This window comes from Tuberibacillus calidus DSM 17572, from assembly GCF_000430685.1.
GTDB classification, from domain to species: domain Bacteria; phylum Bacillota; class Bacilli; order Bacillales; family Sporolactobacillaceae; genus Tuberibacillus; species Tuberibacillus calidus.
In genome coordinates, this window is record NZ_AUMM01000064.1 from 1 (window position 1) to 16,328 (window position 16,328).

The 16,328-nt window shown below is 45.4% G+C and carries 22 protein-coding genes and 1 pseudogene; 3 read left to right on the forward strand and 20 right to left on the reverse strand.

The window, feature by feature from the left end; all coding sequences use genetic code 11:
* The coding region (locus tag H532_RS18870; protein WP_027724065.1) for a UPF0236 family transposase-like protein at nt 1–230 on the reverse strand (230 nt) is incomplete at its 3' end.
* A 563-nt stretch (nt 231–793) separates the two neighbouring features.
* Here H532_RS18870 and H532_RS0112905 point away from each other — a divergent pair.
* Nucleotides 794–1,207: an SRPBCC family protein gene (locus H532_RS0112905; protein ID WP_027725822.1), complete on the forward strand. Its 414-nt coding sequence runs from the start codon at nt 794–796 to the stop codon at nt 1,205–1,207.
* Nucleotides 1,208–1,209: 2 nt separating this feature from the next.
* Nucleotides 1,210–1,533, forward strand: coding sequence for an ArsR/SmtB family transcription factor (locus tag H532_RS0112910; RefSeq protein WP_027725823.1), 324 nt, complete (start codon nt 1,210–1,212; stop codon nt 1,531–1,533).
* A 126-nt stretch (nt 1,534–1,659) separates the two neighbouring features.
* On the opposite strand, the gene H532_RS0112915 is transcribed toward H532_RS0112910, so the two are convergent.
* The 17 genes from H532_RS0112915 to spoIIIAA all read right to left on the reverse strand — a co-directional run bounded on the left by H532_RS0112915 (nt 1,660) and on the right by spoIIIAA (nt 13,776).
* The gene (locus H532_RS0112915; protein WP_027725824.1) at nt 1,660–1,893 is read right to left on the reverse strand and encodes a hypothetical protein; all 234 of its coding nucleotides are present in this window, start codon (nt 1,891–1,893) and stop codon (nt 1,660–1,662) included.
* 183 nt (nt 1,894–2,076) lie between these two features.
* The gene (locus H532_RS0112920; RefSeq protein ID WP_027725825.1) at nt 2,077–2,961 is read right to left on the reverse strand and encodes a polyprenyl synthetase family protein; all 885 of its coding nucleotides are present in this window, start codon (nt 2,959–2,961) and stop codon (nt 2,077–2,079) included.
* Entirely contained in the window at nt 2,958–3,221 is a 264-nt protein-coding gene (gene xseB, locus H532_RS0112925) for an exodeoxyribonuclease VII small subunit (RefSeq protein WP_027725826.1), read from the reverse strand. Before xseB ends, H532_RS0112920 begins: the two co-directional genes overlap by 4 nt.
* The gene (gene xseA / locus H532_RS0112930; RefSeq protein WP_027725827.1) at nt 3,214–4,566 is read right to left on the reverse strand and encodes an exodeoxyribonuclease VII large subunit; all 1,353 of its coding nucleotides are present in this window, start codon (nt 4,564–4,566) and stop codon (nt 3,214–3,216) included. Before xseA ends, xseB begins: the two co-directional genes overlap by 8 nt.
* A gap of 12 nt (nt 4,567–4,578) precedes the next feature.
* Entirely contained in the window at nt 4,579–5,433 is an 855-nt protein-coding gene (folD, locus tag H532_RS0112935) for a bifunctional methylenetetrahydrofolate dehydrogenase/methenyltetrahydrofolate cyclohydrolase FolD (protein WP_027725828.1), read from the reverse strand.
* A 17-nt stretch (nt 5,434–5,450) separates the two neighbouring features.
* Nucleotides 5,451–5,849: a transcription antitermination factor NusB gene (gene nusB / locus H532_RS0112940; RefSeq protein WP_027725829.1), complete on the reverse strand. Its 399-nt coding sequence runs from the start codon at nt 5,847–5,849 to the stop codon at nt 5,451–5,453.
* Between the two features lie 170 nt (nt 5,850–6,019).
* Nucleotides 6,020–6,439 carry an Asp23/Gls24 family envelope stress response protein gene (locus tag H532_RS0112950; RefSeq protein ID WP_038112461.1) on the reverse strand — a complete coding sequence of 140 codons (420 nt, stop codon included), beginning with the start codon at nt 6,437–6,439 and terminating at the stop codon, nt 6,020–6,022.
* Nucleotides 6,440–6,457: 18 nt separating this feature from the next.
* Entirely contained in the window at nt 6,458–7,810 is a 1,353-nt protein-coding gene (gene accC / locus H532_RS0112955; protein WP_027725831.1) for an acetyl-CoA carboxylase biotin carboxylase subunit, read from the reverse strand.
* Between the two features lie 10 nt (nt 7,811–7,820).
* Nucleotides 7,821–8,318: an acetyl-CoA carboxylase biotin carboxyl carrier protein gene (gene accB / locus H532_RS0112960; protein ID WP_027725832.1), complete on the reverse strand. Its 498-nt coding sequence runs from the start codon at nt 8,316–8,318 to the stop codon at nt 7,821–7,823.
* A gap of 361 nt (nt 8,319–8,679) precedes the next feature.
* Entirely contained in the window at nt 8,680–9,207 is a 528-nt protein-coding gene (locus tag H532_RS0112965) for a SpoIIIAH-like family protein (RefSeq protein ID WP_051263336.1), read from the reverse strand.
* Nucleotides 9,197–9,862 (reverse strand): stage III sporulation protein AG, encoded by a 666-nt coding sequence (gene spoIIIAG / locus H532_RS19665; protein ID WP_051263337.1) that lies wholly within the window; start codon nt 9,860–9,862, stop codon nt 9,197–9,199. The genes H532_RS0112965 and spoIIIAG overlap by 11 nt, the downstream gene beginning before the upstream one ends.
* Nucleotides 9,863–9,865: 3 nt before the next feature.
* The gene (spoIIIAF, locus tag H532_RS0112975) at nt 9,866–10,486 is read right to left on the reverse strand and encodes a stage III sporulation protein AF (protein ID WP_027725834.1); all 621 of its coding nucleotides are present in this window, start codon (nt 10,484–10,486) and stop codon (nt 9,866–9,868) included.
* A gap of 12 nt (nt 10,487–10,498) precedes the next feature.
* Entirely contained in the window at nt 10,499–11,686 is a 1,188-nt protein-coding gene (spoIIIAE, locus tag H532_RS0112980; RefSeq protein ID WP_027725835.1) for a stage III sporulation protein AE, read from the reverse strand.
* A 14-nt stretch (nt 11,687–11,700) separates the two neighbouring features.
* Complete coding sequence (spoIIIAD, locus tag H532_RS0112985; RefSeq protein ID WP_027725836.1) at nt 11,701–12,096, reverse strand: stage III sporulation protein AD; 396 nt, start codon at nt 12,094–12,096, stop codon at nt 11,701–11,703.
* A gap of 6 nt (nt 12,097–12,102) precedes the next feature.
* Nucleotides 12,103–12,309, reverse strand: a complete 207-nt coding sequence (gene spoIIIAC / locus H532_RS0112990; protein WP_027725837.1) for a stage III sporulation protein AC — start codon at nt 12,307–12,309, stop codon at nt 12,103–12,105.
* Between the two features lie 25 nt (nt 12,310–12,334).
* The gene (spoIIIAB, locus tag H532_RS0112995) at nt 12,335–12,847 is read right to left on the reverse strand and encodes a stage III sporulation protein SpoIIIAB (RefSeq protein ID WP_027725838.1); all 513 of its coding nucleotides are present in this window, start codon (nt 12,845–12,847) and stop codon (nt 12,335–12,337) included.
* Nucleotides 12,844–13,776 (reverse strand): stage III sporulation protein AA, encoded by a 933-nt coding sequence (gene spoIIIAA, locus H532_RS0113000; RefSeq protein ID WP_027725839.1) that lies wholly within the window; start codon nt 13,774–13,776, stop codon nt 12,844–12,846. The genes spoIIIAB and spoIIIAA overlap by 4 nt, the downstream gene beginning before the upstream one ends.
* Before the next feature lie 552 nt (nt 13,777–14,328).
* Here spoIIIAA and H532_RS0113005 point away from each other — a divergent pair.
* Entirely contained in the window at nt 14,329–15,015 is a 687-nt protein-coding gene (locus H532_RS0113005; protein ID WP_027725840.1) for a VC0807 family protein, read from the forward strand.
* A gap of 256 nt (nt 15,016–15,271) precedes the next feature.
* Here H532_RS0113005 and efp read toward each other — a convergent pair whose 3' ends face one another.
* Both efp and H532_RS20715 read right to left on the reverse strand, forming a co-directional pair.
* Nucleotides 15,272–15,829 (reverse strand): elongation factor P, encoded by a 558-nt coding sequence (efp, locus tag H532_RS0113010; protein ID WP_027725841.1) that lies wholly within the window; start codon nt 15,827–15,829, stop codon nt 15,272–15,274.
* Between the two features lie 307 nt (nt 15,830–16,136).
* Nucleotides 16,137–16,328, reverse strand: a pseudogene (locus H532_RS20715) (ISLre2 family transposase); the annotation flags it as partial.

The following is a 16,328-nucleotide window of genomic DNA, read 5'->3' on the forward strand; positions in this document are numbered from 1 at the left end:
CTGTAAGTCACAGCCCCAAAAGTAAACGTCAACGTCTTTTTATCTTTACGTTCTCTTTTCCATCCTTCTTTTCTTTTTTCATTCACAATGGCTTCATCGAGTTGACCAAAGACAATGCCCATCACGTCGGCAAATGTGCTGTACATCAGCCGTTTAAGCTGTTCTTCAAACGAAATAAAATCGCGAGTTTCATTTAACAATTGGTATATTTTTGGTATAATGTTTTCCATGAGAAGGCCTCTCTTCAAATGTATTTGCTTGGTGGCATACATTTATGTTAGAGTGCCTTCTCTATTTTTTTCCATCATTTTGCTTCGAGAAATATTTTACACATACAAAGGCTTCCGCTGGAAAAATGAAGCGAATCCGGCTCGTCGAATTTATTCGTAAGAGCGGGGACGCTTCATTTTTCAGGCCGCGCAAGCGGCCGTTTTCGCAACTGAGTTGCGAACAGCGGAAGCCTGAACATATATTTAAGCGTCCCTTCTTCCGACGTCAACGCGGCACGCAGACCGCGTTGGCGGAGTGGCCCCGCCAATACCATAACATTTATCAGATCAATACCGCTTCATTCGTGTCGCATCCAATGGCATCACTATCACCATTGGTTCCTCCTGTGTCGCCGCGCAAGCGGCCGTTTTCGCAACTGAGTTGCGAACAGCGGAAGCCTTTAACTGATTTCGCCTTTAATTGCGAATAAGTAAATAAAACTGGTTGCATATGTAACCAAAAGGTGTTATGATTTAAATGTAACCTTTTGGTGTTACTTTAGAAATTTAGGAGGCTAACTTGAATGACCTTACCCGATATTAGAAAAACAGTTGTTTTGAACGCACCCATTGAGAAGGTTTGGAAAGCGGTTGCCGCACAGGAAGGAATCGCCGCTTGGTTTATGCCGAACACATTTGAACCTGAACTTGGCCGTGAATTCATTCTTCACGCTGGACCTTATGGGGATTCCCCCTGTAAAGTCACCGAATTAGAGCCGCCATATCTCCTTGGCTTTGATTGGGACAAGGATTGGCACGTTCGATTTGAATTAAAAGAACTTGAGGAAAATCGAACAGAGTTCACCCTCATTCACTCCGGCTGGGATGAAAACGCATTGACCAAGTTCGGCCAGCCGCATCCTGTTGTTCGCAACATTATGGATGAAGGTTGGGAAGGAAAAGTCATCAAAGCTTTGGTGGCCTACATCGAGGGATAATGATGCCTGCTGTTGAAACGAAACATGATGTGTTTAGGGCCATTGCCGATCCGACCCGAAGAAGGATATTGACATTGCTAACAGAAAAAGAGATGTCGATTACTTCGATCACGAAGAGGTTCCCGATTACCCGAACAGCAGTCAACAAACATTTAATGATTCTGACTGACGCGGGGCTTGTTGCGAGTCGTAAAAGCGGAAGAGAAATGCGATTTAAACTTCAGCCCGAGCCATTAAAAGAAGTCCAACAATGGGTATCCATGTTTGAAAAGTATTGGGATGATAAGCTGTCTAGCTTGCGTCAGTATGTGGAATCTGATGAGTAAAATCTCGCCATTTCAAATGGTGTATTCCCAGTTCAATAACCCATTGCACATTCCGATTCAGCGGAAACAGGGCCATAAGTTCAACCTATGGCCCTTAATTCATACTATTATCTGTGAGTCACTATATTAATTATGCCTTCTTCCGACGTTCCGAAAACGGTCATACCTTTTGCGGACGACCTCGGCTTCCGCCAAATAGTCCTCCGGCTCATCGTCAACGATGATGTCATCATCCCAAAGAATATCTTCAGAACGCCGGATTGGGGCATTGAACGCCTCTTGGATGACGTCGTTCAATATCGTTGAATCAACACCTTGTTCCCGCATTCTATAGATTTTTTGATGCATTTTTTTGTCCATTCCCATCCTCCTCCAAGCCTTTCCGTTAGTTTTTCCGGAAAAAGAGAAAGTATAGGAACTAAAAATATTCTATGAATGAGGGTAAAGCGATTATACCCCATTTCATCCAGGAATCAGTAAAGGTAAACTTCGCCTAAGATAGAGATTCATTTAGATACGACTCGCATCCGTGAAAAAACGCCATCAGTGGTCGCGGACGATAATATAACGCGCCAGCTCATCCAAAATCCCTACTTGAAGTCCAGCGAGGCGCAACGAACGAAGCGCTTTTTCGAAATGCTCCTTTAATTGCGCTTTCGCCCCTTCCACAGTCAATAAGCTCGGATACGTATTTTTTCCCTTCTCTGCGTCACTACCAATCGGTTTACCGATGACAGCGGCATCGCCTTCAACATCCAGAAGATCATCCTTTATTTGAAAGGCAATACCGAGATGTCGAGCATACATTTTTAAATGGTGGCGGACTTGATCATCGCAATGAGCAATCACAGCTCCTGCTTCAACGGCATATTCCAACAGTCGGCCGGTTTTCCGGCGGTGAATCCGCTCTAAATCTTCAATGGAAAGCTTTTGATCCTCTGACTCTAAATCGTCGGATTGACCCGCCACCATGCCCTCAGGACCGCTGGCGTTGGCCAAAAGTTGGATCAGTTCGATTTTCTGATCATTGGTTAATCCAGATGCCTGAGCCAAACATTCAAATGCTTGTGTTAACAAACCGTCCCCAGCCAAAATCGCCGTCGCTTCACCGAATACGATATGGTTCGTCGGCATGCCGCGACGCAAATCATCATCATCCATGGCAGGCAAATCATCATGGATGAGGGAATACGTATGCAGCATTTCCAGTGAGCAACCTGGGTCAAGGCCGAGCATCGGGTCTTTGCCAAGCGTCTCAACGACCGCCATTAATAAAATCGGCCGCAGCCGTTTCCCACCGGCTTTTACCGAATAAAGCATCGCTTCTTTTAATTTTTGCGTTGTCTGGATCGCTTCAATTTTTTTTACTAAGGCGCGATCGATCAGCCCCTTATATTCTTTTAAATAAGCTTCCGCATTCGTGATCATTCATCGTCTTCCTTATCAAAACGGAGCGGCTTGAGCGTACCGTCTTCGCTGAGTATTCGGTCAATCTGATCTTCGACCTTTTGCAGTTTCATATGGCATTGTTTTGAGAGTGCGACGCCTTTCTGAAAAAGGTCGATCGCTTCTTCAAGCGGCACGTCACTTTCTTCCAAACGTCTTACAATTTGCTCAAGTTCGGCCATTGCCTCTTCGAAAGTCGGTTCCGCGATCTCCCCTACCTGATTTTGATGATCTTCAGCCATTTTCTGTAGCCTCCTCTATCCCCCGTACTTGACAATCTACCGTCCCGTCTTTCAATCGCACTTGAATATCATCCCCCGGGGTGAGATGATGCACGGTTTTCAAAAGCTTGCCATCCTTAAAGGGCAAGGCATAGCCTCTTTCCATGACATTCAGAGGACTTAGTGCATTGAGCCCGGTAATCAACGGCGCTAGGGCACTTTTTTTGCGGTCATGAAACACGCGCATGGCCCGTCTCAAGCGCTCACTCATTTGCCGAAGATCTTTCACGCTTTGGGTTAAAAGATTCTCCGGATGATGTTTACTTAATAGCTTCTGATAATGGTTAAAGTTTTGGCGGCGTTCTCGCACGAGAGCGCGTGTTTTTTCTTCCAAACGGTCGATCATCCGGTCAAGATCTTGCTCCTTGCGTCTGACGATCAGTTGCGGTTGTTTAAACGCATAGCTGTTCCGCAAGACATCGAGTTGCTCCTTTTCGCGGGTTAGGCGCCGCTTCATCGCCAAAATTAACTGCTCCGTGCGGTCTTTGAGTCGGTTTTCAATGTCAATGATGTTCGGAACGACTAACTCTCCAGCAGCAGTAGGCGTTGCCGCGCGCAAATCGGCGACAAAATCGGCAATGGTAAAATCGGTTTCGTGGCCGACGGCAGAAATCACCGGCAGTTTCGAAGCAAAAATCTCCCGGGCGACGATTTCTTCATTAAAAGCCCATAATTCTTCAATGGATCCGCCGCCGCGGCCGACGATTAACACGTCGACGATCTTTAATTCATTGGCGAGGCGGATGGCGCGGGCAATGGATGAGGCGGCATATTCCCCTTGCACAAGGACGGGAAAAAGCGTGATGCGCGCTTGCGGCATGCGCCGCTTAATCGTCGTAAAAAGATCGCGAATCGCAGCACCCGTTGGGGAAGTAATAATGCCGATCTCTTTTGGCATTTTGGGAATCGGCTTTTTAAGCTCGGGATTAAATAAGCCTTCCTGTTGCAGTTTTTTTTTCAAGGCCTCAAATTGGAGATATAAATGGCCGATGCCGTCCGGCTGCATTTCCTTGATATAAAATTGATATTGGCCGTACGGTTCGTATAACGATACTTCACCTCGGGCGAGCACTTTCATGCCTTCTTCAGGGACAAAGGTGAGCTGCCTGTTGTCTTGGGCAAACATGACGGCAGAAATGCGCGAGCCGGCATCCTTGATCGTCATATACATATGGCCGCGACTGTGCTTTTTAAAGTTCGAAATCTCACCACGCAGCCAAATATTGCGTAAATGCCGGTCACCTTCGACCATTTTTTTAATATAGCGGGTCAATGCCGTGACACTGATCGCTCGCTGTATCGCCATCATCCCACCGCCTTATATGCCGCGGCGGTTTTTGGCGGCTTTAATCGTGTTCGCTAAAAGCATTGTAATTGTCATCGGGCCGACACCGCCTGGAACCGGTGTGAGATAAGAAGCGACTTCCTTCACTTCATCAAAGCGCACATCTCCGACAAGCTTTCCTTCGGCATTGCGGTTTACGCCGACATCAATGACGACCGCCCCTGGCTTGACATCTTCTTTACCGATGATGCCGGCTCGGCCGACGGCGACGACCAAAATATCTGCCTGCCGGGTATAATTGCTTAGGCCGACGGTTTTCGAGTGGCAATAGGTGACCGTTGCGTTTTCTTTTAGAAACAATAAGCCTGCGGGTTTGCCAACGATATTGCTGCGGCCGACAATAACGACATGTTTTCCGGCGATATCGATATTTTTTGATTTGACCATTTCTATGATCCCAGCTGGGGTACAAGAATAAAACGTCTCCTCGCCGATGACCATTTTGCCGACACTTACTGGATGAAAACCATCAACATCTTTCTCGGGTGAAATCGCTTCAATCACTTTGCGTTCATCGATGTGCTTAGGAAGCGGCAGTTGGACGAGAATGCCGTCAACGGTATCATCCTCATTACATGTCTGAATTTCCTTTAACAGCTCTTCTTCGCGGATGGTTGCCGGATAGCGCTTTAAGTCCGAACGGAGACCGACCTCGCCACACGCTTTGACTTTTCCCTTGACATAAGAGAGTGAAGCTGGATCGTCTCCCACTAATAGCACAGTCAATCCCGGTACGATGCCTCGAGTCTTGAGTGCTTCGGTTTCTTCCTTCAAGCGTTGTCTGATGGTGCTTGCGACTTCTTTTCCCTTGATCAGTTCCGCGGCCATCCTTTCTCCTCCTCAAATTATTTTTTTAAAATGCCCTCTTCATTGACGATTTTTGATAAGACACCGTTCGTAAACCGTCTCGTGTCATCATCGCCGAACGTTTTTGCCATCTCGATCGCCTCATTTAAGGTCGCTTTAACGGGAATCTCATCAAAATATAAAAATTCGCTTACCGCTAAGCGCATGATGGCCTTGTCGACATTCCCTAAACGTTCAAAAGGCCACTTGATTAAGTATTTTTTAATTAGGTTGTCGATTTCCGGCAAATGGTTAGTGGTTGTCATGACCAAATCCCTTAAAAACGGATCGTGGTCATCCCCGCAGACCGTCTCCAACGCCTCTTCTGGACTCGTCCCACCAACCTCGATTTGAAAAAGCGCTTGAACGGCTTTTTCCCTCGCTTTTCTGCGATTCATCCTTTGTTCTTCCTTTCCTGATGTCTCACACGTATACCTCGTTAACATTCGGCCAAATCGAAAAGCGGCACACATTTTTTCTTTCCATAGAAGCATTGTTGCCGCCCTTTTTTCCATCTATAAGGCCGTTCTTAAAAAAAATCAAAGGGGAAGCCCCTTTGATGCAGTTGTTACTCCGCGTTTGCTTTTCCTTGATCAAAATGGATGCCGACAACATGCACATTGATGGCGGTTGCTTCAAGGGCCGTCATTGTGCGCAACGTTTGAGCGATGTTTTCCTGCACTTCCCGGCTGACATCGGGGATTGAGACGCCGTAATTCATGTGCAGTTGAACATCAATAGTCATGCCGTCTTCGGTAAGGTCGACTTTCACGCCTTTTCCGTAATTTTTACGGCCGATTTTTTCGGCAACGCCGGTGGCAAAACCGCCATGCATAAAAGCGACGCCCCTTACTTCCGAAGCGGCAAGGCCGGCAATCACTTCGATGACTTCCGGAGAAATTTCTACCCGGCCAAGCTCGACATCACCATCTTCCAAATCGTACACGTCATGTTCCGTATCATCATAGTGCTGGGGTTTTTCGTCCATTCCACTCACCTCCTGTGCTTAGTCCTCTTCTTTGATCGGATAAAGCTCTAAAAACTTTGTATTAAAATCCCCACTAATAAAAACGGGATGTTCAAACAGCTTCAAATGGAAAGGAATCGTCGTGTGAATGCCTTCCACGACGGTCTCGCCGAGCGCCCGTTTCATTTTGTTGACGGCTTCCTCACGGTTTTTCCCATAAACGATGATTTTGGCTACCATTGAATCATAATATGGGGGAATCGTATATCCTGGATAAACCGCTGAGTCGACGCGAACACCCGGACCGCCTGGGGGTAAGTACATGTTGACTTTACCAGGTGACGGCATGAAATTTTTCCAAGGGTTTTCCGCGTTCACTCGGCATTCAATCGCATGTCCGGTAAACGTGACATCCTCTTGCTTAATGGAGAGCGGCTCTCCGGAAGCAATGTGAATTTGTTCCTTAACAATATCAATGCCAGTGACAAATTCCGTAACGGGATGTTCGACTTGGATGCGCGTATTCATCTCCATAAAATAAAAATTGCCGTCTTTATCGTATATATACTCAATCGTTCCGGCACCGGTGTAATTAACGGCTTTTGCCGCCTTAACAGACGCCTCACCCATCTCCCGCCGTTTTTCTTCAGTCAGCGCAGGGGAAGGTGATTCTTCAACAAGTTTTTGTAGCCGTCGTTGAATGGAACAGTCCCTTTCACCAAGATGAATAACATTGCCGTGTTGGTCAGCCAACACTTGGATTTCTACGTGACGGAAGTCTTCGATAAATTTTTCAATATATACCCCAGGGTTGCCAAATGCTGACGCCGCTTCCCGTTGGGTAACCGTCATGCCATGTTTGAGTTCTTCAGGGTCGCGGGCGATGCGTATGCCTTTGCCGCCGCCACCGGCTGTCGCTTTTATAATTACCGGATAACCGATCGTTTCCGCGACTTGCAAAGCCTCTTCAATGGATTCCACCACACCGTCGGAACCTGGTACAACCGGCACACCCGCTTCTTTCATCGTGCTTTTGGCGACATCCTTGATGCCCATTTTGCTGATGGCTTCCGGGCTCGGCCCGATGAAAATAATGTTACATTCTTGGCATAACTCGGCAAAATCGGCGTTCTCGGCTAAAAAGCCATAACCCGGGTGAATCGCGTCCACTCCGGTCAGCGTGGCGACGCTGATGATGCTCGTTAAATTTAAATAACTGTCTTTCGATGATTTCGGCCCGATGCAATACGCTTCATCCGCCATTTGGACGTGAAGCGCATCCCGGTCAGCCTCTGAATAAACGGCAACCGTTTCGATGCCCATTTCCCGGCACGCGCGAATGATGCGCACCGCGATTTCACCGCGATTAGCCACAAGCAATTTTTTAATCATACGACATCCCCTATTCCGTTTTAACTAAGAAAAGTGGTTGTCCATATTCAACCAATTGGCCGTTTTCGACAAGCACTTCCACGATCTCGCCTTTTACCTCGGCCTCAATTTCATTGAATAATTTCATAGCCTCAACGATGCAAACGACGGTGTCCGGATTCACTTTTGAACCGACTTTTACATACGGTTCAGCATCAGGGTTTGGCGCAGCATAGAACGTGCCAACCATCGGTGAAATGATTTTATGTAAGTTTGAATCAACTCTCGTTTCCTTAAGTTCTTCTTGATTGGGTTGAACGGATGAATCAGCCGGAACCGGATTCACCACAACAGGTGCTGCCTGAACAGGGGCTTGTGCCTGAGTAACTGGTACAGCCGCCGGTGATGGTTCGGATGGACGATTTTTCCGCAGAATCACCTTAGTCCCTTCGGTTTCATATTCAAATTCATCAATCTTTGAATCATTGATTAATTTTATAAGTTCACGAATTTCTTGAACCTTAAGCAACGTGACGCACTCCTTTTTAAAATATCAAAAACCATTTACGTGCATTATACCATATCTTTTTTTCTTTCGTACAACCTGGCCGGAAGATGCTGAGAGCATGCCTTACCTTTCAAATCAAATAGGTGGCTCTTTCAGTTTACCATGTCGGGCGGCCCATGGCTATTGTCGCAAGATTTTCTAAAACACTGCAAACGCGTCCTTCTTTTTTGATAATGTGAACTTGGCTCTGCCAAGGAAAAACAAAGCTCTACCAAGCTTTTTAGGCAATAGCAGAGCCTGTGTTACCTTTATGCTGACCTAAAAAAGTTAGACTAACTTTCCAATAAAAAAAAGCCGTTGCAATCTGCAACAGCGCGCCGGATCATTTTGTTTTGGAAGGTTCGTAGGTGACGCGAACGTCGGAGATGCCGAGCTGGTCGATCACCATTTTTATAATTTCATTCGCTTGTTCATTGGATAAACTGTCTGCTTGGACATAGACATTGACTTGTCCGTCGTGAGTCGCGTCGACGACGGCATCATCATAACCTTTAGACATAATCATATCTTCCAACATTTTTTCTTTGCTTTCTAGATTGTTGATGGCCTCTAATTCATCTTGGGCTTTGCTAACTTCCACTGCCGTCGCATCTTTAGCTGCCATTTGCCCCTCGAGTTTAGCCACTTGATCGTGGCGGACTTGATCGCGTTCCAAGCTGTAGGCGGCCAGTTGATCTGTCGCGATGGAGCTCGCCGTCAAACCATTTTCTTTCGCCGCTTGTTTTGCCTTATTGTTTACGTTGGCGACTTCCTGTGGATTTCCGCCCGGGGTTGTGACATAATAGACACTTAAAACGACGATCAGACTTAACATGGTAAGTAACCATACGGTTTGTTTTTTAAGCACCATTTGCATCCTCCTTCGATTTTGCTGGAATAACAATCACTTTATAAGAAGGTACATTCAGTACCGAACTTGCGGCATCTTTGATCCAATTTTTGACTGTGGGGTTTTCCACACCGTCGGCAACCACGACGACTCCTTCTACAATCGGGCTCCGTTTTGTAACGATGAGCGGCCCTTTCCCGTTTCCGCCATCTACAATGACAATGCTTTCATCGCGATTCGTTTCCGTTGTCTCTCGGGTGCCACCGTTACGGTCTTGTTCATTTGTCCGCGTTTGATTGGTTTTATCATCTTTTTCGTAGACGTTTTGCTCGGAAGTCGAAAGGGTGATCCAAACATTGACATTCGAGACTCCCATGACCTTATCTAAAATATTCTTCAAGTTTTCCTCGTAATAAGCGGCATAATCTTGCATCGTTTCAAATGACTTCTTTTCATTGTTTTTGAAAGAGGAGACTTCATCGGATAAGGATTGGGGCTCGGCGTTCGCCGGAGATGCCGACGGGGATTTCGACCCGGCTCCGTAGAAATGACTCAAAAGCATAAGGCCGATGCCCGCAACCAACAAGATGACCAAGGTAGAAAACGGCGGCTTTTTCTTTTTTGTATTTGAATCTTTATTTTGGAAAAATCTCGAAAACATCTCCTGCGGTGACATGACCTATGAGCTCTCCTTCCATTGAAGCGCGATTTGTTCCGGGCTGAGCCCCCATTTTTCAGCGAGAAATTGACGCACCTTTACATTTTGACCGATCCTTTCCTCAGAAGAGTCATTCTTTGAAGATTTTTGCTCCGTCACCGCAATGTGCACTTCTTTTACCGGTTCAACGTTATGAATAGTCTCATCACTAGCTGCTTGTCCGAGTACGACTTTAACGGAGGCGACAGGCGCATCTGTTTTGTCGGGGGTGATCTCCGGCTCGATGTCTTCAATCGCCACGTGAAAGCGTGCCATCAACTCCTTCTGTACATAGTTTTTCATTTGGACAGCCGTTTGTTGTTGAATATATGAGGTAAGATTCGATTCTATTACTTTTTTGTTATCATTTATTGATTTTTTTAACGGATCTTCTTGCTGCGGAAGGTGGATGCTCTTTAGAATTTCCTCCGCCGGTGTATTAAAAAGTTTCATTATGGGACTGAGCAAAGCAACGATTAACACAAGGCCGATGACCATATGAACGTAACGCTTGAAACTATCATTCGGCAAAAGCATCTCCAGCACGATCGCAAGCATGATGAGCATAATAATCTGAGTGATCCAATGATAGACGACAGACAAGGCGCTCCCTCCCTAACGAACCATCAGCGATAAGTTACCGGAAGCAATAATAATCGTCACGGCAAGAAAAAACATGATCGAGACGATGCCGAGTGCGGCGAAAATAAAAATCAAGCTTTTTCCGATAATGGACAGACAGTCGATGACCGGACCGCCACCAAGAGGCTGCAAGATGGCCGAAGCCAGATTATAAATCAACGCTAAAGCGAACACTTTTAATGCTGGAAACGCGGTAATGAGAATAAGGATGACAAGGCCGGCAATGCCAATCGTATTTTTCACCAGTACCGATGCATTAAGAATCGTATCGGTCGCATCGGTGAACATCCTCCCGACAACAGGAACGAAATTCCCCGTAATAAATTTGGCCGTCTTCAACACGACCCCATCGGTAATGGATGAAGCCGCCCCTTGCACGGACATCACCCCAAGGAACACGGCAAAAAAGATGGCGAGGGTGCCAATCGCCAAATTCCTCATTAATCCGGCAAGCTGCGTGACTTTATAATGCTCCGTTAGCGTGCTGACAATGGAAAGCAAAGCCGATAAAAACAACAATGGCAAAATAAAACCGGCGATTAACCAGCCGCTCACATTGATCAAAAAGACGATGATCGGGTGAAAAAAGGCGACGGCTGTCACATTCCCGCCAGAGATCATCAGCGCCAATAACATCGGCATCAAAGCGAGCAAAAAATGGCTCATATCATGGATCGCATCCGTCGTGTAAGAAATGGCCACCTTAAAGGAATTTAAGGCAATGATGATCAAGACTAAATAAATGACGGCATAGGCGATCTTTGAGACGTTTTTATATTCAAAAGCATTTTGTATGGCTTGTAAAACCATAGAAAAGACCGTCAATAAGATGAGCGTTCCCAATAATTTCCCGTTCACTAATAGTTCATGAAAGAAATAGCGCATCATTCCGGTCAACCATTTTTGGAATAGACCGTGCTTGTCCGATTTTAAAAATTCCTCGAAATCCGTCTTTTGAATTTCGGGCAGAAAGCCATCATACTCCGTGACCACTTGATCCCAGAATTTTTTCACATTGCTGAGGTCGAGTTCGGAAAGCTCGGTATCTTCCCATTTTTGCACGGGATTTTCACCGCTGGCTTGTACCGGATGCGCCCAGAAGATAAAGAGGACAAATAGGGCAATGAGGCATTGCAAAGAGCGTGGTGTATGGACGTGCATAACTGGTCCCTCCGTTATTGAGGAATCATGCCAATGACGGTTTTAATGATCGCCGTAATGATCGGAATAGCCATAACTAAAATGATGACTTTACCAGCCAGCTCAATTTTTGATGCGAGCGCGCCTTGACCAGCATCGCGGGCAATTTGAACACCGAATTCGGCAATATAAGCAATGCCAACAATCTTCAAAATCGTCTCAACATAGACGATGTTTAAATGGGCATTGACGGCGAGTTGCTCCAGCGTATTAATGATTTCTTCGATTTTTCCAATAAGAAAGATAAAAATCAAGGCACCGACAAAAATGATAAGCATTAAACCGAAGACCGGCTTATGTTCATTCAAAATAAGGGCTAGAAAGGTGGCGACCATCCCTATGCCAACGATTTGTAAAATTTCGATCGCCAATCCCCCCTACCCATTAAACAGAAATACATCCCGAATCTTGTCAAATAAATCGCCAATCAAAGAGGCGACCATATAGAGGATGACGACAAACCCAATGAGCGTCACCCACTGGGACCAATCATCTTTACCCATTTGTTTGAGTACGGTTTGGATCATCGCCACGATAATACCGATCCCTGCGATTTGAAAAATCGTTTGGACATCTATTGACATGATGTGTCCTCCTAAAGGCGGATGATTAGATTAAGAGGATGACCAACAGAAGGCCAGCCAGGATGCCAAGGCTTTTCAAAGTCTTTTCATATTGGCTTTGAGCCGCGCGGGCTTCGGCTTCCTCTCGTTCCAAATGCGAAAGCGCGAGGCGGATTTGCTTTTGCTGGTTTTCCCTGTCTGACAAGCCAAGTGTCGCACCGAACTGCTTCATGATTTCCAGTTCATTTTTTTTCATCGCCGTCTGCGGCCAAAACTGCTGCAGCGTCTCGTCCCACGCCTCTTTCAAGGTGACTTCCCCGTATGCAAGTTTTTCAGAAAGAAGATAAAAGAACGTATTCACAGGGTGCGGCAATTGTTCCGAAAGACGGCGGGCCGCCGTGCCGATCGGTGATAGGCCATAAGTGATTTCCGTCTCAAGCGATTGAAGCGCTGATTTCAACTGTCGCAATTGCCGCGGCCGCTCACGGTATTGCTGGGCAAAAAAACGGCCGATGCTAGTAGCAGATATCAGAATCAGTAAGGCTCCGATCCATTTCATGAAGCCGCACCGCTTTCCTTTCGAACGATCGTTTTCCCCGTGCCATCCAAAACGGCCTCAATGGAACCTGGACCATGGCGCCGGGAAATAATGATATAGCGGTCAAATAATTGGTGTTCAAAAAGCGGACGCACGGTTGGACGCTGCTTAATCTGTTCGAGATTAAAGCCGTGTGCGCTTGCGATAATCGTCACTCCGGCATTCAACGCCTCAAAAAGCGCTTCTGTATCCTCTTTTCTGCCGATTTCATCCACTACAATTAAATCTGGGCTCATCGAGCGAATAAGCATCATCAACCCTTCCGCTTTCGGGCAAGCATCTAAAACATCAACGCGTTGACCTAAATTATTTTGTGGAACGCCTTTGATGCACCCTGCGATTTCGGATCGCTCATCCACAATGCCCACTTTCTTTGCGGAAACGGTAGGCACACCGCTACTTGCCATTCGCGCAATATCTCTGAGTAATGTCGTTTTACCCGTCTGAGGTGGACCGATGATGAGAGTATTTAACCACCTACCGCGATCGACAAGGTGATCGGCGACGGATTGTGCGGCACCGATTTTTTCCCGAGCAATGCGAATATTAAACGAACTAATATCTCTTATCAGCTTGACATATCCGTTGTTGGTGACCACCCTCCCAGCAAGTCCCACCCTGTGGCCCCCTTCAATCGTCACATATCCCCTTTTTAACTCTTCTTCTAGTGTATAGAGAGAATATTCGCCGAGACGATCCAGAACATACCTGACGCCTTCTAAAGAAAAGCGGGGAATCTTGTCCAAAAAAAGGGTTTGTCCATCCAGTACGAGCTCCACGGGTTGGTTGACTCTTAAACGGATTTCTTCGAGTTGGCGGATGTCTTTCTTCGGCAAATTGGCGATCGCGCGTTGGATCACAGGAGGCAAGATTCTCCGGATGGTTTCCATTAACGCTCATCCTTTTTAGCGTATTTTTTAATCTATTATCACTACAATATATGCGGGCCTGTACCCTTTATGCCCGAATTATGATAACCAAAAGCCAAATCTCGGCACTTTTCTATTATTTTGTGAACAACATATGAACTAGCTTTTAATATTTTGATGTTATGGACCGATGCAATAGGATGTCGGATGATGAAAAATACAGAAGATGGAGAAAAGGAAGAGAAACTTTATCTTCACTTATAAAACGACTAGGGTCGGAGGCAGTTATACATATTGGAGGCAATGTAACTTCTGGTGGGGTTGAGAAGGTGAATAATGTTGTGATGACCAATGTATTTGGTTATTTATGTTAAAATAATATTAAAAATATCGAAGAATTACAGAAAGATGACATTAAACAAGAGCAGCCGTTTTGTGTTAAAATAATATTAAAAATATCGAAGAATTACAGAAAGATGACATTAAACAAGAGCAGCCGTTTTGTGGAAAAGTGGAGATTAACCTTTATACGGGACATTTTAGCTAGAAAAGGGGTTATGGGGGTATTTGGAAATGAAAAAAAGTAGTTTAAATCGATTCATTCTTATGGATGTGATTTTCTATGCCGCCGTACCGTATCTCATATGGGAATATGGCAGGGATCTTGTAGGAGACTATGCAGCCATTCTGATTTCGTCGGTTCCGGGAATTGTCTACACCTGTTATCGGTTTTTTGTGGAAAAACAATTTAATATTACAGGATTATTCATCCTTGGGTCGTTGGTCCTTGATAACGTTGCTGACATCCTATCAGGTTCAGCAGAGCGCATGTTGGAGAACGATATCTATCTGGGTTTGTTTTATGTTATGATCCATCTTTTCGCCTTCATCATTAAACGGCCTTTTTCTTTATATTTTGCCGTTGATTTTGCCTATATGCTAGGATACAAACGAAAGGACAGCTTATGGTTATATTTTCAAAAGGGAATTTTTAAATGGTTTCAGATCATCCAACTCTGCTTCATTATCAGAGGTCTATTTATGGCGGGTTTAACGGCATTTTTGCTCCAAAGATACAGTGTCGATGGTTACGGTAAAATGCTGATTTATAAGCAGGTCTTGGGGTGGTTTTTTAGCATTTTAATTACTGGGTTATTCATATATATCAATATTCCCATCCAAAAGTTTTTGGAAAGTCGGATCGACAGACCCGAAGGAAATGAAATAAAGCAACAATTTTCGGGTAAGGCGACCGAATGATTGCGAAAACTTGGTTTTGGTAAGGATCTTAAGGTTTTTGTCCATTTTCTATGTGGTTCTGACTGAAAATCTCGCATATGCTCCAGTTTTTTACAGGTTTAATCGCTCCTATATGGTCCACTAAATGACATACCTAGCAGTGGAAGCCTTTATCGGCAGTGCCTCAATCGCTTTTATGCTACCAAAAAAATGTGACTTTCTTACCCGTAAAATAAAAAACCCCTCCCATAGTGGGACGGGGTTAAAGGTATAGGCATTAAGCGCGCGAAACATATTGGCCGCTGCGCGTGTCAATGATGAGTTTATCGCCAACATTGACGAAAAACGGCACTTGAACGACATAACCGGTCTCAAGAGTTGCCGGTTTGGAACCGCCGGAAGCCGTGTCACCTTTGATACCAGGTTCGGTTTCAACAACTTCAAGTTCCACGGTGTTCGGCAGCTCAACGCCGAGGGTTTCTCCTTCAAAGCTTTGAATATGCACTTCCATATTCTCTTTCAAGAAATTCAATTGTTCTTTAATTTGATTTTCGTTTAATTCAATTTGTTCGTACGTTTCAAGGTCCATAAACGTATGAATCGGGCCATTTGCGTACAAATATTGCATTTTACGGTTTTCAATACGGGCTTGATCGACTTTTTCTCCTGCCCGGAAGGTTTTCTCCTGAATGGCTCCCGTACGCAAATTGCGCAGTTTGGAGCGGACGAACGCGGCGCCTTTACCTGGCTTGACGTGTTGAAATTCAAGGACTTGCCAAATGCCGCCGTCCACTTCAATCGTTAAACCCGTTTTAAAATCGTTGACGGAAATCATTATATGAATGATGCCTCCTTTATTTCGGCGCATCAGCTTATCAATGACTTAAACGTCACTAAAACAAAGCGATGCATAAATCGTTCGGATATCATCCGTGTCCAGTATAAATAGTACGAAAAAATGCGCGGTCTGTCTACTAAAAATTTCTTTATGTATGTGTCAAGATTTTCTCGACAACCTTTATAGATCAATATCTCCGGCACCCTAATTTTGTACGCCTACCCTACCGCGCTATCGCTTGGTATCCTGTGTGATTTCGTTCATTCAAAGAATGAATCAAAATCACACAGGTTGATATTTTGGGTTAATACTTGAACCCTTTGATAAGCTGTCCCAAAGCGGATGAACTTGGGCCGTTCAACGGGATACGCCCATGCTTCACACCAATGGAAGGGCGCGTCTTTTGATGGAGAATTTCAGCCTTTTTGACGACCCTCTTCACTTCACGGTGTTTCCTTGCGCTTCTCCTCTGATGTTTGAGATAAACACTTCGCAG